Consider the following 20,408-nt stretch of genomic DNA (forward strand, 5'->3'; position numbering starts at 1 on the left):
CTGATGACGCCTTGAGTCATGGACGTCGCCAGAACTTCCTGGACGATGCGGGATCCGTGGTCGCACACGGACGCGCATCGCCTCCTCACGAACTACTCCGGAGGTCAGCATGGATGTCATCAGCCATTTCGCGGCTCGTTATGAACGCAGCAAGGTCGAGGAACTCACCCTGGAGGAGTACCTCGACGAGTGCAAGCGCAACCCCCTCGCCTACGCCACCGCCGCCGAGCGCATGCTCAAGGCCATCGGCGAGCCGCAGATGCTGGACACGCGCAACGACCCGCGGTTGTCGCGCATCTTCCAGAACAAGGTGATCAAGATCTATCCGGCCTTCGCCGAGTTCTTCGGCATGGAGGACGCGATCGAGCAGGTCGTCAGCTACTTCCGCCACGCGGCGCAGGGGCTGGAGGAAAAGAAGCAGATCCTGTATCTGCTCGGCCCGGTCGGCGGCGGCAAGAGCTCCATCGCCGAACGGCTCAAGCAGCTCATGGAGCACGTGCCCTTCTACGCGCTCAAGGACAGCCCGGTGAACGAAAGCCCGCTCGGGCTCTTCGATCCGATCGAGGACGGCCCGCTGCTGGAGCGCGAATACGGCATCCCGCGCCGGTATCTCAATCGCATCCTGAGCCCGTGGGCGGTCAAGCGGCTCGACGAGTACGGCGGCGACATCCGCAAGTTCAAGGTCGTGAAGCGGCTGCCCAGCGTGCTCAAGCAGATCGGCGTGGCCAAGACCGAGCCGGGTGACGAGAACAACCAGGACATCAGCTCGCTGGTGGGCAAGGTCGACATCCGCAAGCTCGAGACCTACGCGCAGGACGATCCCGATGCCTACAGCTATTCCGGCGGCCTGTGCCTGGCCAACCAGGGGCTGCTGGAGTTCGTCGAGATGTTCAAGGCGCCGATCAAGGTGCTGCATCCGCTGCTGACGGCGACGCAGGAAGGCAACTTCAAGGGCACCGAGGGCTTCGGCGCGATTCCCTTCGACGGCATCGTGCTGGCGCACAGCAACGAGAGCGAATGGAAGACCTTCCGCAACAACAAGAACAACGAGGCCTTCCTCGATCGCATCTACATCGTCAAGGTGCCGTACTGCCTGCGCGTCAGCGAGGAAGTGAAGATCTACGAGAAGCTCATCCGCGGCTCCTCGCTGGCCGAGGCCGCGTGCGCGCCCGGCACGCTGAAGATGATGGCCCAGTTCGCCGTGCTCACGCGGCTGAAGGATCCGGAGAACTCCAGCGCCTTCAGCAAGATGCAGATCTATGACGGCGACAACCTGAAGGACACCGACCCCAAGGCCAAGTCCCTCCAGGAATACCGCGATTACGCCGGCGTCGACGAGGGCATGTCCGGCATCTCCACACGCTTCGCGTACAAGATCCTGTCCAAGGTCTTCAACTTCGACTCGACCGAGGTCGCGGCCAATCCGGTCCACCTGATGTACGTGCTGGAGCAGCAGATCGAGCGCGAGCAGTTCCCTCAGGAAGCCGAGCAGAAATTCGTCGGCTTCATCAAGGAGGTGCTTGCGCCGAGGTACGCGGAGTTCATCGGCAAGGAGATCCAGACGGCCTACCTGGAAAGCTACAGCGAGTACGGCCAGAACATCTTCGACCGCTACGTCACCTACGCCGATTACTGGATCCAGGACCAGGAGTACCGCGACACCGACACCGGCGAGGTCTTCGATCGCTCGGCGCTGAACGCGGAGCTGGAGAAGATCGAGAAGCCCGCGGGCATCAGCAATCCGAAGGACTTCCGCAACGAGATCGTGAACTTCGTGCTGCGGGCGCGGGCCAACAACGCGGGCAAGAACCCGACGTGGACCAGCTACGAAAAGCTGCGCACGGTGATCGAGAAGAAGATGTTCTCCAACACCGAGGAGCTGCTCCCGGTGATCAGCTTCAACGCCAAGGCCAGCGCGGACGAGGCCAAGAAGCATGAGAACTTCGTGCAGCGGATGGTCGACAAGGGCTACACGCCCAAGCAGGTCCGGCTGCTCTGCGAGTGGTACCTGCGCGTGCGGAAGTCGAGCTGATCCAGCCAACGCCAGCGGAAAGGTCCCTCATGACAGGCCTCCAACAGATCATTGATCGCCGGCTGTCGGGCAAGAACAAGTCGATCGGGAATCGAGAGCGCTTCCTGCGCCGCTACAAGGATCAGATCCGCGACGCGGTGCGCCGCGCCGTGGACAAGCGCGGCATCCGCGACATGCAGCAGGGCGAGGACATCCACATCCCCAAGCGCGACTTGAGCGAGCCGGTCTTCAGCCACGGCGAAGGCGGCACCCGCGAGGTGGTGCGGCCCGGCAACACCGAGCACATCAAGGGTGACCGCATCGGCAAGCCACAAGGCGGTCAGGGCGGTGGCGGCGGCTCCCAGGCGAGCGATTCCGGCGAGGGGGAGGACGACTTCGTCTTCCATCTCAGCAAGGAGGAGTTCATGCAGGTCTTCTTCGAGGACCTGGCGCTGCCCAACCTGGCCCGCACGACGCTGGCCGAGACGCCGGAGTACAAGACGGTGCGCGCCGGCTACGTCACCGACGGCACGCCGACCAACCTGCATGTGGTGCGCTCGATGCGCGGCGCGCTGGGCCGTCGCATCGCGCTGGGCATGGACAAGCGGCGCGAACTGCATGAGCTCGAGGCGCGGCTGCAGACGCTCACGCAGGAAGAGGACACGCGCAAGCCGGAGATCCAGGCGCTGATCGCCGAGACCGAGGCGCGCATCGTGCTGCTGCGCCAGCGCCTGTCCAACATCCCCTTCCTCGATCCGATCGACCTGCGCTTCCGCAACCGCATCAAGGTGCCGCAGCCCACGACGCGCGCGGTGATGTTCTGCCTGATGGATGTGTCGGGCTCGATGGACGAGAGCCGCAAGGACCTGGCCAAGCGCTTCTTCATCCTGCTCTACCTGTTCCTGACGCGCCATTACGAGAAGATCGACGTCGTCTTCATCCGCCACCACACGCAGGCGCAGGAAGTCGACGAGCAGAACTTCTTCCATGCCACCGAGACGGGCGGCACGGTGGTGTCCTCGGCGCTGGTGATGATGGAGGAGATCATCCGCGCGCGTTACCCGGCCGGGGACTGGAACATCTACGGCGCGCAGGCCAGCGACGGCGACAACTGGCATCACGACAGCGGGCGCTGCCGCGAGCTGCTCGCCGACAAGATCCTGCCGCTGTGCCGCTACTACGCCTACGTGCAGGTGGCCGAGGCCGAGCAGAACCTGTGGGAGGAGTACGCGAAGCTGGAGGAAGACGTGCCTCACTTCGCGATGCGCAAGGCAGTGGAGGTCGCGCAGATCTATCCGGTCTTCCGCGACCTGTTCAAGAAGGAAGGGGCGACCGCATGAGCGGCGCGCCGGAGGACAGCACCATGAGCAGCCTGGAAAACCGCCGCCATGTCGGCGTGGGGGTCGGGGTCAACGAATACGGCGGCCGCCGCGTGCGGGCGCCGTTGACGGCGATGCGACCGCTGGAGAAGCGGCCCGAGCATCCGCTGCCCTCCCCCAGCGACTGGACCTTCGAGCTGGTGGAGCAGTACCACGACGTGATCCGCCAGACCGCGGAGCGCTACGGGCTGGACACGTATCCGAACCAGCTGGAGGTCATCACCGCCGAGCAGATGATGGATGCGTATGCGTCGGTGGGCATGCCGGTGAACTATCGGCACTGGAGCTACGGCAAGGAGTTCATCGCCACCGAGCGCCATTACAAGCGCGGCCAGATGGGTCTGGCCTACGAGATCGTCATCAACTCCGACCCGTGCATCGCCTACCTGATGGAGGAGAACACGATGGCGATGCAGGCGCTGGTGATCGCGCATGCCTGCTACGGCCACAACAGCTTCTTCAAGAACAACTACCTGTTCCGGATGTGGACCGATGCGTCGTCGATCATCGATTACCTGGTCTACGCGAAAAACTACGTCGCCGACTGCGAGCAGCGCCATGGCCTGGACGCGGTGGAGGCGACGCTGGACTCGTGCCACGCGCTGATGAATCACGGCGTGGACCGCTACCGGCGTCCGGCCAAGCTCTCCCTGGCGCAGGAGCAGGCGCTGCGCAAGGACCGCGAGTCCTATGCGCAGCTGCAGGTCAACGACATGTGGCGCACGCTGCCGCGTCGTCTGGAGGACGAGGCCAAGGAAGAAGAGAAGCGCCGCTTCCCCAGCGAGCCGCAGGAGAACCTGCTGTATTTCATCGAGAAGAACGCGCCGCTGCTGGAGCCCTGGCAACGGGAGATCGTGCGCATCGTGCGCAAGATCGCGCAGTACTTCTATCCGCAGCGCCAGACGCAGGTGATGAACGAGGGCTGGGCCACGTTCTGGCACCACAAGCTGCTGAACACCATGTACGACGACGGCTATCTGTCGGACGGGATGATGATCGAGTGGCTGAAGTCGCACACCAACGTGGTGGCGCAGCAGCCGATGGCGCAGATCAATCCCTATGCGCTGGGATTCGCGATGTACACGGACATCAAGCGGATCTGCGAGAAGCCCACCGACGAGGACCGCGAGTGGTTCCCTGGCATCGCGGGCAGCGACTGGCTGCCGACGCTGGATCACGCGATGCGCAACTTCAAGGACGAGAGTTTCATCGCGCAGTACCTGAGCCCGAAGATCATGCGGGACTTCCGGCTGTTCTCGATCCTGGACGACGAGCACCAGGCGGAGTACGAGATCTCCGCGATCCACGATGAACAGGGGTATCAGTACGTGAGGCAGGCGCTGTCCAGGCAGTACGACTTGTCCACACGGGAACCGAATATCCAGGTGTGGAACGTCAACCTGCGGGGCGACCGCTCATTGACGCTGCGCCATCAGCAGCACCTGGACCGGCCGCTGCACGACGACGCGCAGGAGGTGCTGAAGCACGTCGCGCGGCTGTGGGGCTTCGGCGTCCATCTGGAAAGCGTGAACGCTCGCGGGGACGTCAGCCGGCGCTGGAGCGTGCCGGCGCCGGCGCATTGATTGGCCTGCGTTCAGAACGGCTTGAAGATGGTCGTGCCGGTCTCCTTCAACCGGCTGTAGAAATCCACGGCATAGCCATCCGTCATTCCGGCCACGAAATCGCAGATCAGGCGCTTGCGGTCCCCTTCGGACACCAGGCGCCCATGCATCTCCTGTAGATCGTCTGGAAGGAGATGGTGTCCGTTCTGCTCCTCGTTCGCGAGTGTTTCGAAGATCGTCTGCACGACTTCAAATCCTCGAAACTCAACGATCTTCAACCGCGGCGACATGATCGTGAGCAGGTAGTTCAAATGCTTCACCGCCTCGATGGCCACCTTGATGTTGCGTTCGACGGCGATCTTGGCGAAACGCAGGTCCCCACTCGCTGGAACCTCGAGGCTGATGCCTCGCATGAACCGACCGATCATGGCTGACGAGAAGTCAGATCGATGGTGGCCGTCCGACGCAATCAGTTTGGACTGCGTATACATCTCGAGCGGCCCCTGGTTCAAGTCGAAGACGTTGAACACATCGCTGATGGACTCATAGAGTTCCTCGTCCCGAAGTCCATCGACTTCCTTGGCGACTTTCTCGCGAAGCCTTTCAACCAGTCGTTGATCGCCGACGACCTGAGAAAGCAATTTCATCGGATGGGTGAATCCACCCTTCATCGCATCCTCGAGGTCATACGTCGAATACGCGATATCGTCGGCGATGTCCATGATCTGACATTCCAGCGTCTTGAATGCCGTGCCGTCGGGTGGTGTGCCCACATGCCGCTTGATGGCCACCACCAGATCCTGCTCGCTCCGGTAATAGCCTTTGGCCAACTTCGCCGTGGGGAGGCGCTGCGCCTCGATTTCAGCGTCGTACTTGAGGACGGCAGCCAAGCTGCGATAGGTCGCATTGATACCGAGCCGCCGATCCTCACCGTTCCTGGCGATCCCGCAGCTGCCATCGTCAGCCTGCCCTCGCCGATAACTCTTCTTCTCGGTGCGGGACAGGATGCGGAGGGTCTGTGCATTCCCTTCGAATCCCCCGAAGCGTTTCATGCACTCGTCCAACGCGTGCTCGCCGTTGTGCCCGAAAGGTGGATGGCCGAGGTCATGCGCAAGGCCGGCGAACTCCACCAGATCCAGATCGATCTTGTGTTGATGCTTCGCGAGATCCCGGGTATTCAGCAACTGCGCCAAACCCTTCGCCACCTGCGCGACTTCCAGCGAATGGGTCAGCCGATTGCGGAAGAAGTCCGACTCGTGACCGGGAAAGAGCTGCGTCTTTCCTTGCAATCGGCGAAAGGTCGCGGAGTGTAGAAGTCGGCCGTAGTCCCGCCTGAATGGCGACCTTCCAACATCCCACTCCTCTACTTCTGTCAGCTGCCTTGCATAGTCTTGTTGGTCGTAAAGCGGGCGCATGAAACAAGAGAGCCACCTCTCGGTGGCTCTTCCTTATCGTTGCTGGCCGTTGCCAGGTGTGGGTGGCGCTTTTCGCTGGAGCATCTCCAGCGCGTTGTTCTGCTGATTCGCGGCCCCACCCATCACCTTGTAGAAGTGGCTGAATTGCGTCTGCACCGTCTGCTTGGCGTCCGCCGCAGCTTTCGATTCAGTGTTCGTATTCAACATGGCAACTCCAACGTGTTCCAGGGCAAGACCGGAATTCTACGAGTCTCCCCAGAAGCCCCGCTTTCCGCAATGCCTCAGTCAAGTCACTTCCCGGTGAGCTTCCACAACTTTGAGGAGCGCACCTGCGTCGCGGCGATCAGATCGAAACGCTGAACACCTTCCCCGGATTCATGATGTCGTTCGGGTCGAGCGCGCGCTTGAGCGCGCGCATCTGATCGACGGCGCCCTCGCCCGCTTCCTCCAGCAGGAAGCCCTGCTTGTGCAGGCCGATGCCGTGTTCCCCGGTGCAGGTGCCCTCCAGCGCGATCGCACGCGACACCATCCGCGCGCTCAGGCGCTCCGCGGTCTCGCGCTCGGCCGGAATCTCCGGATCGATCAGATACCCCATGTGGAAGTTGCCGTCGCCCACGTGACCGACGATGAAGTACGGCAACCCGCTGGCCTCGACCTCCTCCACCGACGCATTGATCGACGCCGCCAGTTGCGAGATCGGCACGCAGGTGTCCGTCGTCACCGCGCGGCAGCCCGGCTTCATCTGCAGCGCGGACAGGTAGGCGTGGTGCCGCGCCGTCCACAGGCGCGTGCGCTCCTCCGGCGTCGTCGCCCATTCGAAGTCCGTGCCGCCATGTTCGGCGGCGATGTCCTGCACCGTCGCGGCCTGCTCGGCCACGCCCGCCTCCGAGCCGTGGAACTCCATCAGCAGCATCGGCGCCTCGCGCAGCGTCAGCTTGTCATGTCGATTGACCGCCCGCACCGCATGCGCATCGAGCAACTCGCAGCGCGCGATCGGCACGCCCATCTGGATGATCGCGATCGTCGTGCGGACCGCCGCGTCGATCGTCGCGAACGAGCACACCGCCGCCGACACCGCCTCCGGGAGCGGATACAGGCGCAAGGTGATCTCGCAGATCGCGCCCAGCGTGCCCTCGCTGCCCACGTACAGCCGCGTCAGGTCGTAGCCGGCGCTGCTCTTGCGAGCCCGCGATCCAGTGCGGATCAGCCGGCCATCGGGCGTGGCGACGGTCAGCCCGAGCACGTTCTCCTTCATCGTCCCGTAGCGGACCGCGTTCGTGCCGCTCGCGCGCGTGGCCGACATCCCGCCGATCGACGCATCCGCGCCAGGATCGATCGGGAAGAACAGCCCCTGGTGACGGATCTCCGCGTTCAGTTGATTGCGCGTGACGCCGGCCTGCACCGTCACCGTCAGATCCTCGGCGTTGATGCTCAGGATGCGCTTCATCCGCGAGAGGTCCAGGCTCACCCCGCCGTGCACCGCCAGCAGGTGCCCTTCGAGCGAGGTCCCCGCGCCGTACGGAATCACCGGCACGCGGTGCGCGTTGGCCAGTGCGAGCACCGCGGCCACGTCCTCGTTGGTCTCGGCGAAGACGACCGCCTCGGGCGGCGGCACGTCGAAAGGGGACTCGTCCCGGCCATGCTGCTCGCGCACCGCCAGCGCCGTGCTGCAGCGATCACCGAAACGGGCGCGCAGCGCCTCGAGCATCTCGGCAGGCATCGGCCGTGGCGCGTGGATGGGCTGGTGCGCGGTCATCGCTGTCTCCTGGTGCCAGCGGTCCGCGCGGTGAAGACGCTGGCGGCCGATGGATCGTTGATCGGGGTGGGGGGACTGCGGTGGATTCTAGGAAGACCGCGTGTTGCCGGCGCTTGCATCCTGGCGCTTGCGCCGCGGCCCGCACAGTGACAGCATGAAGGTTCCGCGCCGCCGTGCGCGCGACTCGAGGAGGCCGCCATGTCCCACCTGTGGTTATGGGCGCTCTTTGTCCTGCTGCTGGCCTTGCTGGCCCTGGCCACGCTGCGCCTGGACTGGCTCAAGGTCTGGTGGATGGACCAGCTCCGGGCAATGCCCGGCGATGCCCCCAGCGACATCGACCCCGGCTCCCCTGCCGACACCAGCGCACCCGGCACTCGCCACGCGCATCACACGCCACGTCCGGTCGGTATCCCCCGGCATGCCGTGCACGACGTGCATGGCCACACGGGCGCGATGACGCATCACCGGCCGGCCTTCCACCGCAGCGGCAGCAGAAACTGATCTCGGGCGCCGAGATGCGGCAAGATGCCGGGTTTGCACTTCAGCAGCCCGCGCGGCATCCGCCATGGCCAATCGACTTTCCCAGATCGCGACCCGCACCGGCGACGACGGCACCACCGGCCTCGGCGACGGCACCCGCGTCCCCAAGGATCACCTGCGCGTGCAGGCCATGGGGGATGTGGATGAACTGAACTCGCAGATCGGCGTGCTGCTGGCCGAGCCGCTGCCCGACGACGTCCGCGAGCTGCTGGTCACGATCCAGCACGAGCTGTTCAACCTGGGCGGCGAGCTCTGCATGCCGGGATACAGCCTGCTCAAGGAAGCCGCCGTGCTGCACCTGGACCAGGCGCTGGCCGACCACAACGCCGCCCTGCCCCGGCTGGCCGAGTTCATCCTGCCCGCGGGCACCCGCAGCGCCGCGATCGCGCATGTGTGCCGCACCATCGCCCGCCGCGCCGAACGCGCCGTCGTGACGCTGGCCGCGCACGAGACGATCAACACCGCGCCTCGCCACTACCTGAACCGCTTGTCGGACCTGCTGTTCGTGCTGGCGCGCGTGCTCAATCGCGCCAACCTTGATGGCAAGGGCGGTGACGACGTCTACTGGAAGAGCGAGCGCCTGGCGCGCTACGCCGCCGAGGACGAGGCGGAGAGCACGTCAGCAGACAAGGCCGCGGACGCCTGATCAGACCACCGCGGCCGCGGCGAACCTGAGCCGCTTCGCGTAGGCCTCGCGCAGCGCGGGCGGCTCCACCACTTCGACCTGGCCCGCGTGCCGCAGCAGGTCCATCAGCAGCTCGGTGGCATCGACAAACGGCAGCTCCAGGCGCCAGCGGCCGTCCGGCAGCCATTCGCTGCGCTGGGACGCGTGCCATTCCTCGCTCGACACCCAGGCGGCGATCTGGTCGCTGAAGATCACCGTCGCCCATTGCGGATCCCCGCCGGCGAAGATCCCGTAGCCCTGGTCGAGTTCCCCTTCCAGCGCCTTCAGCGGCAGACTGCGCGCCGGTTGATCGTCCAGCACCGCCGCATCCTCCATCGCATCCAGCGCGAAGCGTCTGAGCCCGTCGCTGGCGTGGCACCAGGCGTCCAGATACCAGGTGTTGCGGTAATGGACCAGCCGCTGCGGGGACACCTCTCGCTCGCTGACCGAGCCGCCGCCGGGCCCCCGCTTGCGGTATCGCAGCTTGAGCCGCCGCCGCTTCACGACCGCGCTGCCCACCGTCTCGAAGTGTTCCGAGGGCACCCGGCGCCGCGCCGTGGAGATCAGCTTGATGCGCCGCGTCATCTCCTGCGCCTCGGCTTCGTCGCCGCCGAGCATGCCGGTGAGCTTGTCCAGCATCGGCTGAAGGTGGCGGCTCAGCAGGCCGTTCTCGTCGAGCCCGGCCATCATCTGATGCATGGTCAGCAGCGCGTGCAGTTCCTTCTCGCTGAACCAGACCCCCGGCAACTCATGGCGCTGGCCGCGCCACTGCTGCCCGAAGCGGTAGCCGTTCTCCGCGGCGTCGTACTCGATGGGCGCGTCCATGCGTTCGCGCAAGTACTGCAGGTCCCGCTTGAGGGTCGCCGGCGACACCTCCAGCTGCTCACGCAGCGCCGCGAAGCTCACGCAGCCGCGGCTGCGGATCAACATCTCGATCTTGTAGAAGCGCTCGGTCCGGTCCATCCAGGGCCTCCTGACAGATTTCGGTGGGTCGACCACAACTTTCTGTTGGTCGACGACAGGGTGGCTCATTCTATGAGCCACCTGCCTTGAATACTTGATCCCAAGCCTGAAGCACTTGGCCCTTTCTTCAAGTCATCAAGGAGCGCCCCATGGCCGCCAGCATCCACCGCAACGCCGACGACATCACCGTTCAGCAACTCGCCCTGCCGATGACGGCCGTCGAGGACCTGGACGAGCGCCAGGACGCCTCGGCGTCCAGCCACGAACGCGTGGGCTTCGAGCTGGGCTGGGACTACGCGCACCACGGTCAGACGCCGCCGGTGGAGCAGCTCTTCCGCCAATCGCCGCTGCAGCAGGGCTGGCAGCTGGGCCGCTCGACCTTCGGCGCGCGCACGCTGAAGTCGCAGCGCCACACCCAGCTCTGGCTCTCACTGCGCTTGCACGCCTGGCAGCGCGGACGCAGCTTCGAGACGCTGCTGGTGACGCCGAATTACCTGCAGCAGCTCGACACGACGCACTGCCCCGTCAGCCGCCTGCCCTTCAGCGACGAGGCCGACCATCCGCAGCGCCGATCCATCGACCGGGTGCGTGACGACGCGGGTTACGCCGCCGGGAACCTCGCGCTGATCAGCCACGCGGCCAACGTCGCCAAGCTGGACCGCGGTTGGCAACCATGCTGGGCGATGGCGCAGAGCCTGCGTCAGGGACCGATGACCATGGCCGGCGGCCTGAACGCGGATGCTTGGGAACGCATGGCCGTCCTGGCGAGCTTCGTCACGCCGATGCCGCATGAGCTCGCCGCGCAGCTGCCGATGCTGGTGCTGCCGCCGAACCGGCTGCGCCTGTTCAATCCGGTCCAGGCGCTGCAGGCGCTGGTCACGCGCCAGCTGGCGACGCCGGGCTGGAGCCAGCGCCTGACGCGACTCGAGGCGTTGATGGACACGCCGCTGCGCGCCGATTTCTCGAAGTTCGTGCTGGCGCTCGTGCCGCGTGTGCTGCGCTGCCAGTCGCTGACCGATCCGATGGAGATCCGGTGGGCGCTCGAGGACGCCTGGCGCGACCCGCTGCTGCAGAAGCGCTGGACCCACTTCGCGCAACAACTGACCCCGGAACAGGCCGAGCAGCTCGTGCAGCGCGCCGCGCGCAAGCAGCTGAGCAATGTCCGGGTGCAGAGCCACCTCGCCGCGACCGAGGGCTGGGCGCTGGAGCGTCAGGGGTATCGCACAGCGGACTGAACGCGCCGCTCGCAGCGGCGCCGGAAGTGCACAGGCTCAGCAGGGGATGCCGATGTGGAGCTTCTCGAGCCCGCCGTTCTGGTCCTGCAAAGCGACGTGATAGCCCTGCGTCTTGAACCACTCGGCCCACCCGCGGGCGAGCGATTTCTCCGGAAGCCAGGGTCCGGTGCGGTCAAGGTGAACACGGTTGCCGCGGCGTTCGTAGAACACCACGCGCCACATGTTCGTCGGGATGCGGTCGTGGAAGCTGCCCATATGCGACCGCGGAATCTAGCAAAGCAGCGTGTCCCTCTGGGAGGGGGGCAACACCTGGAACCATGCAGACATCGCACGAACCGTGCAGAGTTGCCGGGCCACCTGGCTGCGACTGTTCGCGGACCAATCCAGCAGCACCGTCTCGTCGCACAGCAGCAGCGACGCACCACCGTGCAGCGCGAGATCGACCAGCGCTTGCGCGTGCTCCGACAAGGCCGCGATGCGCGCGCGGCGCGAGGGCTTGACGACCTCCGCATAGGGCAGGAAATCGGCCAGCAACTCCTGCTGCTGCGCCGCGGTCAACGAGAGCTTCGGAAAGGCCAGCGCGCGCATCAGCGTCGCGGCCACGTCGGGACTGACCAGCGGACGCAGCAATCCCTGCTCCCACGCGCGACGCAGGCCGCGGGGCTCGCCCGATGAGCTGAGCAACGCCTGCAGGATCAACGCGGGATCGATGACCGCGATCGCCGGCAACGCCGGCTTGACTCGTCGGGTCATGCGGTCGTGCGGACAGTCTTGCGAGCGGTCTTGCTGGCGACCTTGCGGGCCACTTTCTGAGCGACCTTCGGGGCGACCTTGAGCGCGGGCTTCTTCGCCACCACCGCTTTCGATGCGACCTTCCCAGGCCGGGCCGCCTTGGCGGCGAACGCCATCGCCTGAGCGACGACGTCCTCGCCCAGCTCGAGTTCCGCGAGCTTGGCCCGCACCGCGTCACCGCGCTGGATGCGCACGGGCGTGAGCACGACCTGGCCCGCCTGGAGCTGGACCTCGAAGTACTGCACCGGACCGAGCTGGTCCGTCACGCTCTTCGGCAGGGTCAGCTGGTTCTTGGACGTCAGCTTCGCCAGCACGGCGTCAGACCAGCGAGCGCTGCAGGCGCAGTTGCTCCAGCGGCTTGCCTTCGACGTCGACGGCCTTGACGCTGTCGTTCTCGGCCTTGAAACCGGCGATCTCGAAGAAGCGCATCGCACGGTCGTTGTTCTTGTAGGTCCACAGCGTCACGCGCGTGCAGCCCTCTTCCTGCAGACCTTCCTGCGCGGCCTCGACCAGCGCCTGGCCCACGCCCTTGTCCCAATGCGAGGGCGCGGCGTACATGGCCCAGATCTCGCCGGTCGTCGAGGGCGTGCCCTTGTCGCGCGAACGGTCGAAGCCGACGAAGCCCATGACCTCGTTGTCCAGGTGAGCGACGAGCACCTGCGGCTCGCACATGTTGATGGCCTCGCGCCAGTAGGCCTGGCGTTGGGTGACGGACAGCCCGTTCAGGGCGGTATCGGGCCAGAACGTCTTGTACGCGTCCTGAGCGGAACTCACCTGGATCTGGGCGATGGCCTTGGCATCACGCAGCGTGGCCGGGCGAACCTGAATACTGGACATACCTGAGAACAAACGCAAATCGGGGAAAGGGCGGGATTGTCCCAGTCAATGCGGCCAAACGGGCACCTTGACAGCAAATGTTTTACGACCTTCGGATCGAGTCGATCTCGTCGCCGTGCCGGATCGCCGCAACGTCACGACATTCGAACTTCCGGGGCTGTGCTTCGGCGCTTTGTCAGACCAGGGACGCTTGCAGATGACGCCTGAAATCGCGTGCGAAACCGGTCGCCGCGCGGGACCACTGCGGCCGCGCGACGGCTTGCAATCGCAGCAGCAGCTCATGTTCGACGCTCAGTTCACCGAGAAATTCGGCCAGTTCAAGACCGATGTCGCGCTGCATGCGCTGCACGAGTTGCGCGGTGGTCATCGCATCGGCGAGCGCCCGGTGCGCGCGGCCGTTGTCCGGCAGGCGGTGGTACCGCGCGAGCGTGCCCAGCTTGCAGTTGGGTGATTCCGGATAGAGCCGACGAGCCAGCTTCACGGTACATGCGAACTCGGGCGCGATGCGTGGCGCGGCCTCCGCGCGCTGGAGCTCGTTCAACCAGAAGCCTCGATCGAAGCTCGCGTTGTGCGCGACGAAGCCACAGCCTTCGGTGAACTCGGCGACCTCGCGCATGACGCGGGCCGCGTCGGGCGCGTCCTCGACCATCTCGTTGCTGATGCCGGTCAGGCGCTCGATCATCGGCGGGATCCACGCGCCGGTGTTCATCAGGCTCTGGTACTGGCCGACGATCTCGCCGTCGCGCAGCAGCACCGCGGCGATCTCGGTGGCGCGGCCGCCGCCCTGCGGGGCGTTGCCGGTGGTCTCGAAGTCGATGACGGCGATCGTGCGCTTCATGCGGTGGGAGCGGGGTACTTCAAGGCGTTCATCGCGATCTTGCGATCGACCGCGGCGGCCAGGTCCACACCGGCACGGTCCGCGATCTGGAGCAGGTACATGAGCACGTCGGCGATCTCCTCGCCCAGGTGCTGGTGGTCCTCGGCGGACAGCTGCTGCGATTCCTCGGCGGTCTTCCACTGGAAGATCTCGACGAGCTCGGCCGCTTCCACGACCAGGGCCATGGCCAGGTTCTTGGGCGTGAGATGGGGGTCCCAGTCGCGGGCCGCGGCGAAATCGCGCAGCCGTCGCTGGAGGTCGTTGGTGTCCATGGGTCGGCAGTGTGCAAGCCAGGCGATGCCGGCTCAAGCGCCGTGTGCGAGGCAAGAGCCCCACAGCAACGCCGCGGAGAATTTTCTTGCCTCTCTTTTCAACATCAAGGTTTTATTTAAATCCTTGGTCGTCTTAGTAGAGGCGCCACTTTTTTGTGGACAAGTCGAAATTTCTCCATCCGGACAATGACTTGTGTCGATCACAACCTTGTGCGCGAAGGGCCTGTTTGGACTTGCATGGAACATCAACAACGTTGGGCGACAGGGGTCGGGCTGTGGAGAACCGGCCACTTGCCAGAAAGTTTTCCACAGCGTTGTTGGCTTTACAGCTCGGACCGGAATGCGCTAGCGCGCGTCCTGATGGGGATAACCGGACCCGGTCCGCGCTTCGGCATCAGTCGATGCCGACCACCTTGTGCATCTGGATCGACAGCTTCCATTGCGGGTGATCCATGCAATACGCGATGGCCGCCCGGGTGTTCTGCTTCTGCAGGACCGAGTCCATCGGCTGCAGGAAGAAGTGCTCGAAGTCCAGGCCGGCGAAGCGTTCGGGTTGGGCCAAAGGCTGTGGATAAACCAGCTTCAACTCGTTGCCGCGCGTGAGCACGATCTCCGCATCGGCCTTGGGGCTGACGCAGATCCAGTCCAGTCCCTCGGGGGCGGGCTGGGTGCCATTGGTCTCGACGGCGATCTCGAAACCGAGGGCCTTGAGCGCGGTGATCAGCGGGCCGTCCAGCTGCAGCAGCGGTTCGCCGCCGGTGCACACGACGTAGGGCGTGCCGGTCTTGCGGCCGTGCTCATCCCGGGGCCACTTGGCGTCGATGGCCTCGGCGAGCGCATCGGCCGAGGCGAACTTGCCGCCGCCCTGCCCGTCGGTGCCCACGAAGTCGGTGTCGCAGAAGCTGCAGACGGCGGTGGCGCGGTCCTGCTCGCGGCCCGACCAGAGGTTGCAGCCGGCAAAGCGGCAGAACACGGCCGCGCGGCCGGCCTGGGCGCCCTCGCCTTGCAGCGTGTAGAACATTTCCTTGACGGCGTAGGTCATACCGGGATCAGCTCCTCGAACGGGCCATGGCTGACGATGACGCCACTGCCGCGGGTCTCGTACAGGTCCACGCGCTCCAGGGGCGGGAGTTGCGCCTTGGCCTGGCGCAGTACCCAGGCCGCCAGGCTGGCGGTGTCGGAGTCCTCGAGACCGGCCAGCTCATGCAGCGGATGGTGGTCCATCGCCTTGAACAGCGGATCGAACAGCAGTTTCACGTCGCTGAAGTCCATCGCCCAGCCATAGACCTGGTCGAGCGCGGCGCTCAGATGCAGACGCAGCGTGAAGGTGTGGCCATGGATGCCGGCCAGCGGATGCCCGGTCGGCGCGCGCTTGAGCTTGACCGCGCTGTCCAGGGTGAACTCCTTCCAGATCCGGTAGCGCTCGCCGTCGAAGTTGGCGCCGCTGGAGCCGGTCTCATAGACCGTGACCCAGCTCAGCTCGGGCAACTGCGGCTTGAGCCGCGCCCAGAGCCAGGACGAGATGAGCTCGCTGGTCGGGTTGGACAGGCCCTCGATCTCGTTGAGGCACTGGTAGTTGAGCTGCGCATGCAGCGGGGCCCAGAGCGCGTCGAGGTGGTCGTAGTCGATGCTGAGGTCGCGCTCGCCGAGGTCCTGGTTGGCGTGCAGGATCAGCTCGAAGCCGTGGCCGTGCATGCGGCCGCACTTGTGGCCCATCGGGACGTTGGGCAGCTGGTGCGCGGCCTGGAAGCGGTATCGGCGCCAGACATGGGCGTGGCCATTGGCGTCGAGGTCCACGCCGGAGTGGGTCGTGCTCTGGATGCCGACCTGGGTGATGCCGGGCACCTGGAACTCGGATTCCAGACGCTGGCGGATCCAGCGGGCGATGTTCTCGTCGGTCGGCTGCGCGATGTGGGCGTTCAGCAGGGCGTGGTCCAGCGGGGCGATGCAGCGCTCGAGGCAGTCGCGCAGCGCGCTGACTTCCCCGCCGGGGAACGGCGCCCAGCCGGCGGGCAATTCGGCCCGGACGGTGGCGAGGTAGCTGTGGCCATGCAGACCGCGGGCGCGATGACCGGCGGGGAGTGCGTCGATCTGGCAGGCGGACTCGAATCCGGCGGAGGCGGTGTAGAGCGAGGCCGGTGCCGAAGGCGGCGCCGTGGACGCTGAGGAAGCAGGAGAAAGAGACATCCCGAGAGTGTGACACGCTCGGTTTTCTTATCTTCTTTGTATTGAATATCTCTTTGGTCGTATTGGTAGGTGTTTGGGTGTTTGTGTGGACAACCACCGTTTTGCTTGTGGTGACAAGGACTTGCGATCGGAGCAACGGTGTGGGCCGAACCCGGGTGATCGACGGGACGAAGAGACAACAACTTTTCGCGCGGTCGATCGGGTGTGGACAACCATGAAGTTGTTCAACGGCCATCCCCAGGGTTGTGCACAGGCCGAATCATCAAGACAAGAACACTGGTTTGAGCCAGAGACAGCCGCGGACCCGATCTCCAGACTATTGCACCTGGTGCTACAGTTTGGAGATCATGTGAAGCGAGTTTTCAAGACCCGGTCGTTTGATCGGTGGGCGAAGAAGCTGGTCCCGGATTGCCTACTTTGCTTGGCGGCGCGCGACATCTGCGACGGGCGTTTCGAGGCTGACTTGGGACACGGGCTCTGCAAAAAGCGGATCGCGGTGGCAGGGCGAGGGAAGCGCGGTGGGCTGCGGGCGCTAGTTGCGAAGCGACATGCCGATGCCATCTTCTTCGTGCTGGGGAGGGAGAAGAACGAATCGGAGTCAGACTTTCCTGCCTCCGTTATCGAAGTCGCGAAACAGACCGCACTGGACCTGCAGCGACTGACGATGTGTGATTTGGCCGAGACGATCCGGGACGGCCGTTTGATGGAGATCTGCCATGGCCGCAAAGGACCCTGAAGAAGCGCGCATGCTGCGCGACCTGCTCGAATTCGCTGAGGACCTCAACTCGTATGGCTTGATGTCCAAGTCGAGCATGGCCAAGATTCGCTCGCTCTGCGCTCCGCCACCCGCGTACACCTGCGAGCAGATCATGCGTATCCGGACGCGCGTCGCGAAGATGAGCCAGTCGGTCTTCGCCGGATTCCTGAATGTCAGCGTGTCGACGGTTCAGAAGTGGGAGTCGCCCAAGGCGAACAAGCAGCCCACCGGCACGGCGCTGAGACTCTTGCAGCTGGTGGAGTCCAAAGGCGTCGAAGCGCTCATCGCCTAGCCTGGCCGGCCCGCGCCAGAAACGAAGAAGCCCCGCATCGCGGGGCTTCGTCCTTCGGCCTGTTGACCGCTGTCAGCTCGAGCGGGCCGCTGACCCTCAGCGCTTGTCCGGCCAGATCGCTTCCAGCAGCTGCGCCAGGCGCGCGCCGCCCTTGATCACGTTCTGTCGGGTCTGCTCCAGGCTGCGAGCCTCGTAGCCGGCCGGGGGCGTGCCCATCCAGCGCGGACCGCGCAGGCTCTGCTGACGCGCGCCGAAGCTCATGCCCTCGAACGCATCCTTGGCGCCCAGCAGCGATTCGCTGGCCCACAGCACGGGCCAGTCATCAGGGTTGCCCGTGGCCGGAGGCACCGCCTTGGCCAGCGCGGGCATTGCCGCCAGTTGTTCAGCGCTCAGCCGACCCGGCAGACCATCCCAGTAGCTGTGCAGGTTGCCGCCCGGCGTGCCATCCGGACGCGGCATCGTGATCGCGTTGCCGCCCACCGTGTGGGTCTGCGCATCCGCACCTTGCTGATCGGGGTCGTAGGGCTTGCCCTCGCCGTCCAGGTACAGCGACCCCATGTGCAGCGGCTGATGCATGTCGCCCAACGCATGCACGACCAGCGCCAGCGCATCGCGCTCATTGAAGTCCATCGGCGGCGTCTGCTTGCCGGTTCTCAGAACCAGGATCGCGGCCTTGAGCGCCGGCACGATATCGTGATCGCTCGTGCCGATCGCCCCCGCCACGTAGCGGCCGCGCTGGATGGCGACGTTGGCGTAGTGGTACTGCTTGTTGCAGGACTCCTCGCCGGGCTTGGGCTGGCACTGCTCGAAGTTGCGCTTCACGTAATCGCGCATCCGGGCTTCTTCCTCGGCGTTGTTCTCGAACACCGCGCACTCGGCGAAGCGGCCGGTCACGGCGTACTTGAAGTCGTTGCCGGTGTCGATGCCCTTCACGCAGTCGTCCCAGACCGCGATGTCGCGCAGCGAGACCGGTCCGAGGATGCGTTTGACCTCGACTTCGGCCCGATGGCCCTTGATCAGTTGGGCGGCGATCTCGCCGACGGTGTTGTGGCCGACGGCGCCGAAGCCGAAGGCCTGACCGCAGCAGGCGGCCAGCAGCGACAACGCGGCCAGGCCGCGCGCAAACGATTTGGTCATGACATGGAACCCGTGTCGAACGATGCGCCGGCGCCTTGCGCGCCGGCAGGGGAAGCGCGAATTGTGCACGGCGGCGCATGACAACGCCCTTATGCGACCACCGCATGTGCATCGGCAAAGCGCTTCGTTCGGCAAATGAGCGCTGCTCCCTAAGCTGACCCTCACCTTTTCTGGAGACCCTCGCATGACCATCACCGCCATCAATGTCCGCAACCAGTTCCGCGGCACCATCAAGGAGATCGTGGAAGGCCCGGTCGTCTCCGAAGTCGACGTGCAGACCGCCGGTGGCCTGATCGTCACCTCGGTCATCACCACGCGCTCGGTGAAGGAACTGCAGCTGACCGTCGGCAAGGAAGTGGTGGCGCTGGTGAAGTCCACCGAGGTGTCGATCGCCACGCTGTGAGCGGGTGGACCGGCACCGGACGTACCAGCAGCGTCATCAGGACACGCAGGAGATCGCCATGGCGCTCTACCCTCTTCGCGCGACGCAGCGCAACGGCAGCGCGGAACCTCGCCTGCTGATCATCCCGGGCCTGCACGACAGCGGCCCGGCGCATTGGCAGAGCTGGCTCGAGCAGCAATATCGCGACGCCCATCGCGTGCGACAGCGCGACTTCAGCCAGCCGGATCTGGAGCGCTGGTCCGACCGCATCCACGCGCGCATCGAGAACGCCGGTCCTGGCGAATGGATCGCCGTCGCGCACAGCTTCGGCTGCCTGGCGTTGGCGCATCACCTGCAGCGTCATCCGGACTCGCCGGTGCGCGAGGCCTTGCTGGTCGCGCCGGCGGAGCCCGACAAGTTCGGCCTCGCCGAAAGCCTGCCGCATCAACGGCTGGGCCGGCCGACCGCGCTGATCGCCAGTCAGAACGACCCGTGGATGAGCGCGTCGAGCGCGCTGCGCTGGGCCACGCGCTGGGGCAGCAGCTACAGCAACATCGGCTTGGTCGGGCACATCAACTCGGAGGCCGGCTTCGGTCCCTTCCCGCTGGCCAAGCGCTGGGTGGAGGCCGCGCGTGCCCGCGCCGCGCGTGAGCGCCGACCCGATCGCGCCAGCATCCTGGAGTGGTCCTTCTCCGTCTGACCCGGGGAATCCCTGTCAGGGGCGCGGAGTCTCGCGCCCGACACGAGGGCGGGCTATGGTCGATCTCCTTCGCGCGAGACGCGCACGCCACAAGGAGACCTCAATGCCCTTCACCCTTCGCCTGCACCGCGTCCTGAAAGCCCCGCCGGAGCGCGTCTATCGCGCCTTCACCGACCCCGCGGCGATGTGCAAATGGCTGCCGCCGCACGGCTTCACCGGCACCATGCATCACATGGACCCCAAGGTCGGCGGGACCTGGCGCATGTCCTTCAACAACCTCTCCGGCGGCGGGAGTCACACCTTCGGCGGTGAATACCTCGAGCTCGAACCCGGCCGCAAGCTGCGCTACACGAGCCAGTTCGACGACCCCAACCTGCCCGGCGTCATGACGACCACCATCGACCTGAATGCTGTTTTTTGCGGCACCGAGATGCAGATCACCCAGGAAGGCATCCCCGACGTCATCCCCTCGCAGGCCTGCCACCTCGGCTGGCAAGAGTCCCTGACGCTGCTCACCCAACTCGTCGAACCTGAAATTCCGAGCGGCGCCTGAACTGCCTTTTCCTGTCAGGGGGTGTCAGGCTCTGCTGATTTTTTCGAGGCGTTTTCATCCGTTTTCAGCGGGTTGAGGCACTTTCAAAACCGCCCTC

Annotated in this window: 24 protein-coding genes; 11 read left to right on the forward strand and 13 right to left on the reverse strand. The window is 65.3% G+C overall.

What is annotated here, in order from left to right:
- Positions 1-109 precede the first annotated feature (109 nt).
- The 3 genes from ACNI65_RS23580 to ACNI65_RS23590 all read left to right on the forward strand — a co-directional run bounded on the left by ACNI65_RS23580 (position 110) and on the right by ACNI65_RS23590 (position 4,973).
- Positions 110-2,032, forward strand: coding sequence for a PrkA family serine protein kinase (locus ACNI65_RS23580; RefSeq protein ID WP_416759833.1), 1,923 nt, complete (start codon positions 110-112; stop codon positions 2,030-2,032).
- A gap of 29 nt (positions 2,033-2,061) precedes the next feature.
- Positions 2,062-3,351, forward strand: a complete 1,290-nt coding sequence (locus ACNI65_RS23585; protein ID WP_416759834.1) for a YeaH/YhbH family protein — start codon at positions 2,062-2,064, stop codon at positions 3,349-3,351.
- A gap of 113 nt (positions 3,352-3,464) precedes the next feature.
- A complete protein-coding gene (locus tag ACNI65_RS23590; RefSeq protein ID WP_416763689.1) occupies positions 3,465-4,973 on the forward strand; it encodes a SpoVR family protein in 1,509 nt (502 codons plus the stop codon).
- Between the two features lie 11 nt (positions 4,974-4,984).
- Here ACNI65_RS23590 and dgt read toward each other — a convergent pair whose 3' ends face one another.
- The 3 genes from dgt to ACNI65_RS23605 all read right to left on the reverse strand — a co-directional run bounded on the left by dgt (position 4,985) and on the right by ACNI65_RS23605 (position 8,123).
- A complete protein-coding gene (dgt, locus tag ACNI65_RS23595; protein ID WP_416759835.1) occupies positions 4,985-6,367 on the reverse strand; it encodes a dGTP triphosphohydrolase in 1,383 nt (460 codons plus the stop codon).
- A gap of 33 nt (positions 6,368-6,400) precedes the next feature.
- Positions 6,401-6,574: a hypothetical protein gene (locus ACNI65_RS23600; protein WP_416759836.1), complete on the reverse strand. Its 174-nt coding sequence runs from the start codon at positions 6,572-6,574 to the stop codon at positions 6,401-6,403.
- A gap of 136 nt (positions 6,575-6,710) precedes the next feature.
- Positions 6,711-8,123 (reverse strand): FAD-binding oxidoreductase, encoded by a 1,413-nt coding sequence (locus ACNI65_RS23605; RefSeq protein ID WP_416759837.1) that lies wholly within the window; start codon positions 8,121-8,123, stop codon positions 6,711-6,713.
- A gap of 198 nt (positions 8,124-8,321) precedes the next feature.
- Here ACNI65_RS23605 and ACNI65_RS23610 point away from each other — a divergent pair, with 198 nt between their 5' ends.
- Together ACNI65_RS23610 and ACNI65_RS23615 are read left to right on the forward strand one after the other, a co-directional pair.
- Positions 8,322-8,624, forward strand: a complete 303-nt coding sequence (locus ACNI65_RS23610; protein ID WP_416759839.1) for a hypothetical protein — start codon at positions 8,322-8,324, stop codon at positions 8,622-8,624.
- A gap of 64 nt (positions 8,625-8,688) precedes the next feature.
- Positions 8,689-9,309 (forward strand): cob(I)yrinic acid a,c-diamide adenosyltransferase, encoded by a 621-nt coding sequence (locus tag ACNI65_RS23615; RefSeq protein ID WP_416759840.1) that lies wholly within the window; start codon positions 8,689-8,691, stop codon positions 9,307-9,309.
- Here ACNI65_RS23615 and ACNI65_RS23620 read toward each other — a convergent pair whose 3' ends face one another.
- Entirely contained in the window at positions 9,310-10,290 is a 981-nt protein-coding gene (locus ACNI65_RS23620) for a helix-turn-helix transcriptional regulator (RefSeq protein ID WP_416759841.1), read from the reverse strand. It lies immediately after the preceding gene.
- Positions 10,291-10,439: 149 nt separating this feature from the next.
- On the opposite strand from ACNI65_RS23620, the gene ACNI65_RS23625 reads away from it, so the two are divergent.
- Positions 10,440-11,525 carry a hypothetical protein gene (locus ACNI65_RS23625; RefSeq protein WP_416759842.1) on the forward strand — a complete coding sequence of 362 codons (1,086 nt, stop codon included), beginning with the start codon at positions 10,440-10,442 and terminating at the stop codon, positions 11,523-11,525.
- Between the two features lie 36 nt (positions 11,526-11,561).
- On the opposite strand, the gene ACNI65_RS23630 is transcribed toward ACNI65_RS23625, so the two are convergent.
- From ACNI65_RS23630 to ACNI65_RS23665, 8 genes are all read right to left on the reverse strand, one after another.
- Positions 11,562-11,780 (reverse strand): hypothetical protein, encoded by a 219-nt coding sequence (locus ACNI65_RS23630; protein ID WP_416759843.1) that lies wholly within the window; start codon positions 11,778-11,780, stop codon positions 11,562-11,564.
- A gap of 15 nt (positions 11,781-11,795) precedes the next feature.
- A complete protein-coding gene (locus ACNI65_RS23635; RefSeq protein WP_416759844.1) occupies positions 11,796-12,278 on the reverse strand; it encodes a PIN domain-containing protein in 483 nt (160 codons plus the stop codon).
- Complete coding sequence (locus ACNI65_RS23640; protein ID WP_416759845.1) at positions 12,275-12,631, reverse strand: hypothetical protein; 357 nt, start codon at positions 12,629-12,631, stop codon at positions 12,275-12,277. The genes ACNI65_RS23635 and ACNI65_RS23640 overlap by 4 nt, the downstream gene beginning before the upstream one ends.
- Positions 12,632-12,635: 4 nt before the next feature.
- Positions 12,636-13,154, reverse strand: a complete 519-nt coding sequence (locus ACNI65_RS23645; RefSeq protein WP_416759846.1) for a GNAT family N-acetyltransferase — start codon at positions 13,152-13,154, stop codon at positions 12,636-12,638.
- A 175-nt stretch (positions 13,155-13,329) separates the two neighbouring features.
- Entirely contained in the window at positions 13,330-13,992 is a 663-nt protein-coding gene (locus ACNI65_RS23650; protein WP_416759848.1) for a PolC-type DNA polymerase III, read from the reverse strand.
- Positions 13,989-14,303: a nucleotide pyrophosphohydrolase gene (locus ACNI65_RS23655; protein ID WP_416759850.1), complete on the reverse strand. Its 315-nt coding sequence runs from the start codon at positions 14,301-14,303 to the stop codon at positions 13,989-13,991. The genes ACNI65_RS23650 and ACNI65_RS23655 overlap by 4 nt, the downstream gene beginning before the upstream one ends.
- A 394-nt stretch (positions 14,304-14,697) precedes the next feature.
- Positions 14,698-15,345, reverse strand: coding sequence for a 7-carboxy-7-deazaguanine synthase (queE, locus tag ACNI65_RS23660; protein ID WP_416759851.1), 648 nt, complete (start codon positions 15,343-15,345; stop codon positions 14,698-14,700).
- Positions 15,342-16,490: a 6-carboxytetrahydropterin synthase gene (locus ACNI65_RS23665; RefSeq protein WP_416759853.1), complete on the reverse strand. Its 1,149-nt coding sequence runs from the start codon at positions 16,488-16,490 to the stop codon at positions 15,342-15,344. Before ACNI65_RS23665 ends, queE begins: the two co-directional genes overlap by 4 nt.
- A 214-nt stretch (positions 16,491-16,704) precedes the next feature.
- Here ACNI65_RS23665 and ACNI65_RS23670 point away from each other — a divergent pair, with 214 nt between their 5' ends.
- A complete protein-coding gene (locus ACNI65_RS23670) occupies positions 16,705-17,226 on the forward strand; it encodes a type II toxin-antitoxin system RelE/ParE family toxin (RefSeq protein ID WP_416759854.1) in 522 nt (173 codons plus the stop codon).
- Complete coding sequence (locus tag ACNI65_RS23675; RefSeq protein WP_416759856.1) at positions 17,207-17,539, forward strand: helix-turn-helix domain-containing protein; 333 nt, start codon at positions 17,207-17,209, stop codon at positions 17,537-17,539. The genes ACNI65_RS23670 and ACNI65_RS23675 overlap by 20 nt, the downstream gene beginning before the upstream one ends.
- Positions 17,540-17,635: 96 nt before the next feature.
- Here ACNI65_RS23675 and ACNI65_RS23680 read toward each other — a convergent pair whose 3' ends face one another.
- The gene (locus tag ACNI65_RS23680; protein WP_416759857.1) at positions 17,636-18,676 is read right to left on the reverse strand and encodes a S1/P1 nuclease; all 1,041 of its coding nucleotides are present in this window, start codon (positions 18,674-18,676) and stop codon (positions 17,636-17,638) included.
- 184 nt (positions 18,677-18,860) lie between these two features.
- Between ACNI65_RS23680 and ACNI65_RS23685 the strand changes: the two genes are divergently transcribed.
- The 3 genes from ACNI65_RS23685 (at position 18,861) to ACNI65_RS23695 (ending at position 20,311) form a co-directional block, all read left to right on the forward strand.
- Positions 18,861-19,079 (forward strand): TOBE domain-containing protein, encoded by a 219-nt coding sequence (locus ACNI65_RS23685; protein WP_091729700.1) that lies wholly within the window; start codon positions 18,861-18,863, stop codon positions 19,077-19,079.
- A 58-nt stretch (positions 19,080-19,137) separates the two neighbouring features.
- Positions 19,138-19,758 (forward strand): RBBP9/YdeN family alpha/beta hydrolase, encoded by a 621-nt coding sequence (locus ACNI65_RS23690; RefSeq protein WP_416759858.1) that lies wholly within the window; start codon positions 19,138-19,140, stop codon positions 19,756-19,758.
- A gap of 103 nt (positions 19,759-19,861) precedes the next feature.
- Positions 19,862-20,311 carry an SRPBCC family protein gene (locus ACNI65_RS23695; protein WP_416759860.1) on the forward strand — a complete coding sequence of 150 codons (450 nt, stop codon included), beginning with the start codon at positions 19,862-19,864 and terminating at the stop codon, positions 20,309-20,311.
- Positions 20,312-20,408: the final 97 nt, after the last annotated feature.

The organism is Roseateles sp. So40a (assembly GCF_048081605.1).
Taxonomy (GTDB): Bacteria; Pseudomonadota; Gammaproteobacteria; order Burkholderiales; family Burkholderiaceae_C; genus Roseateles.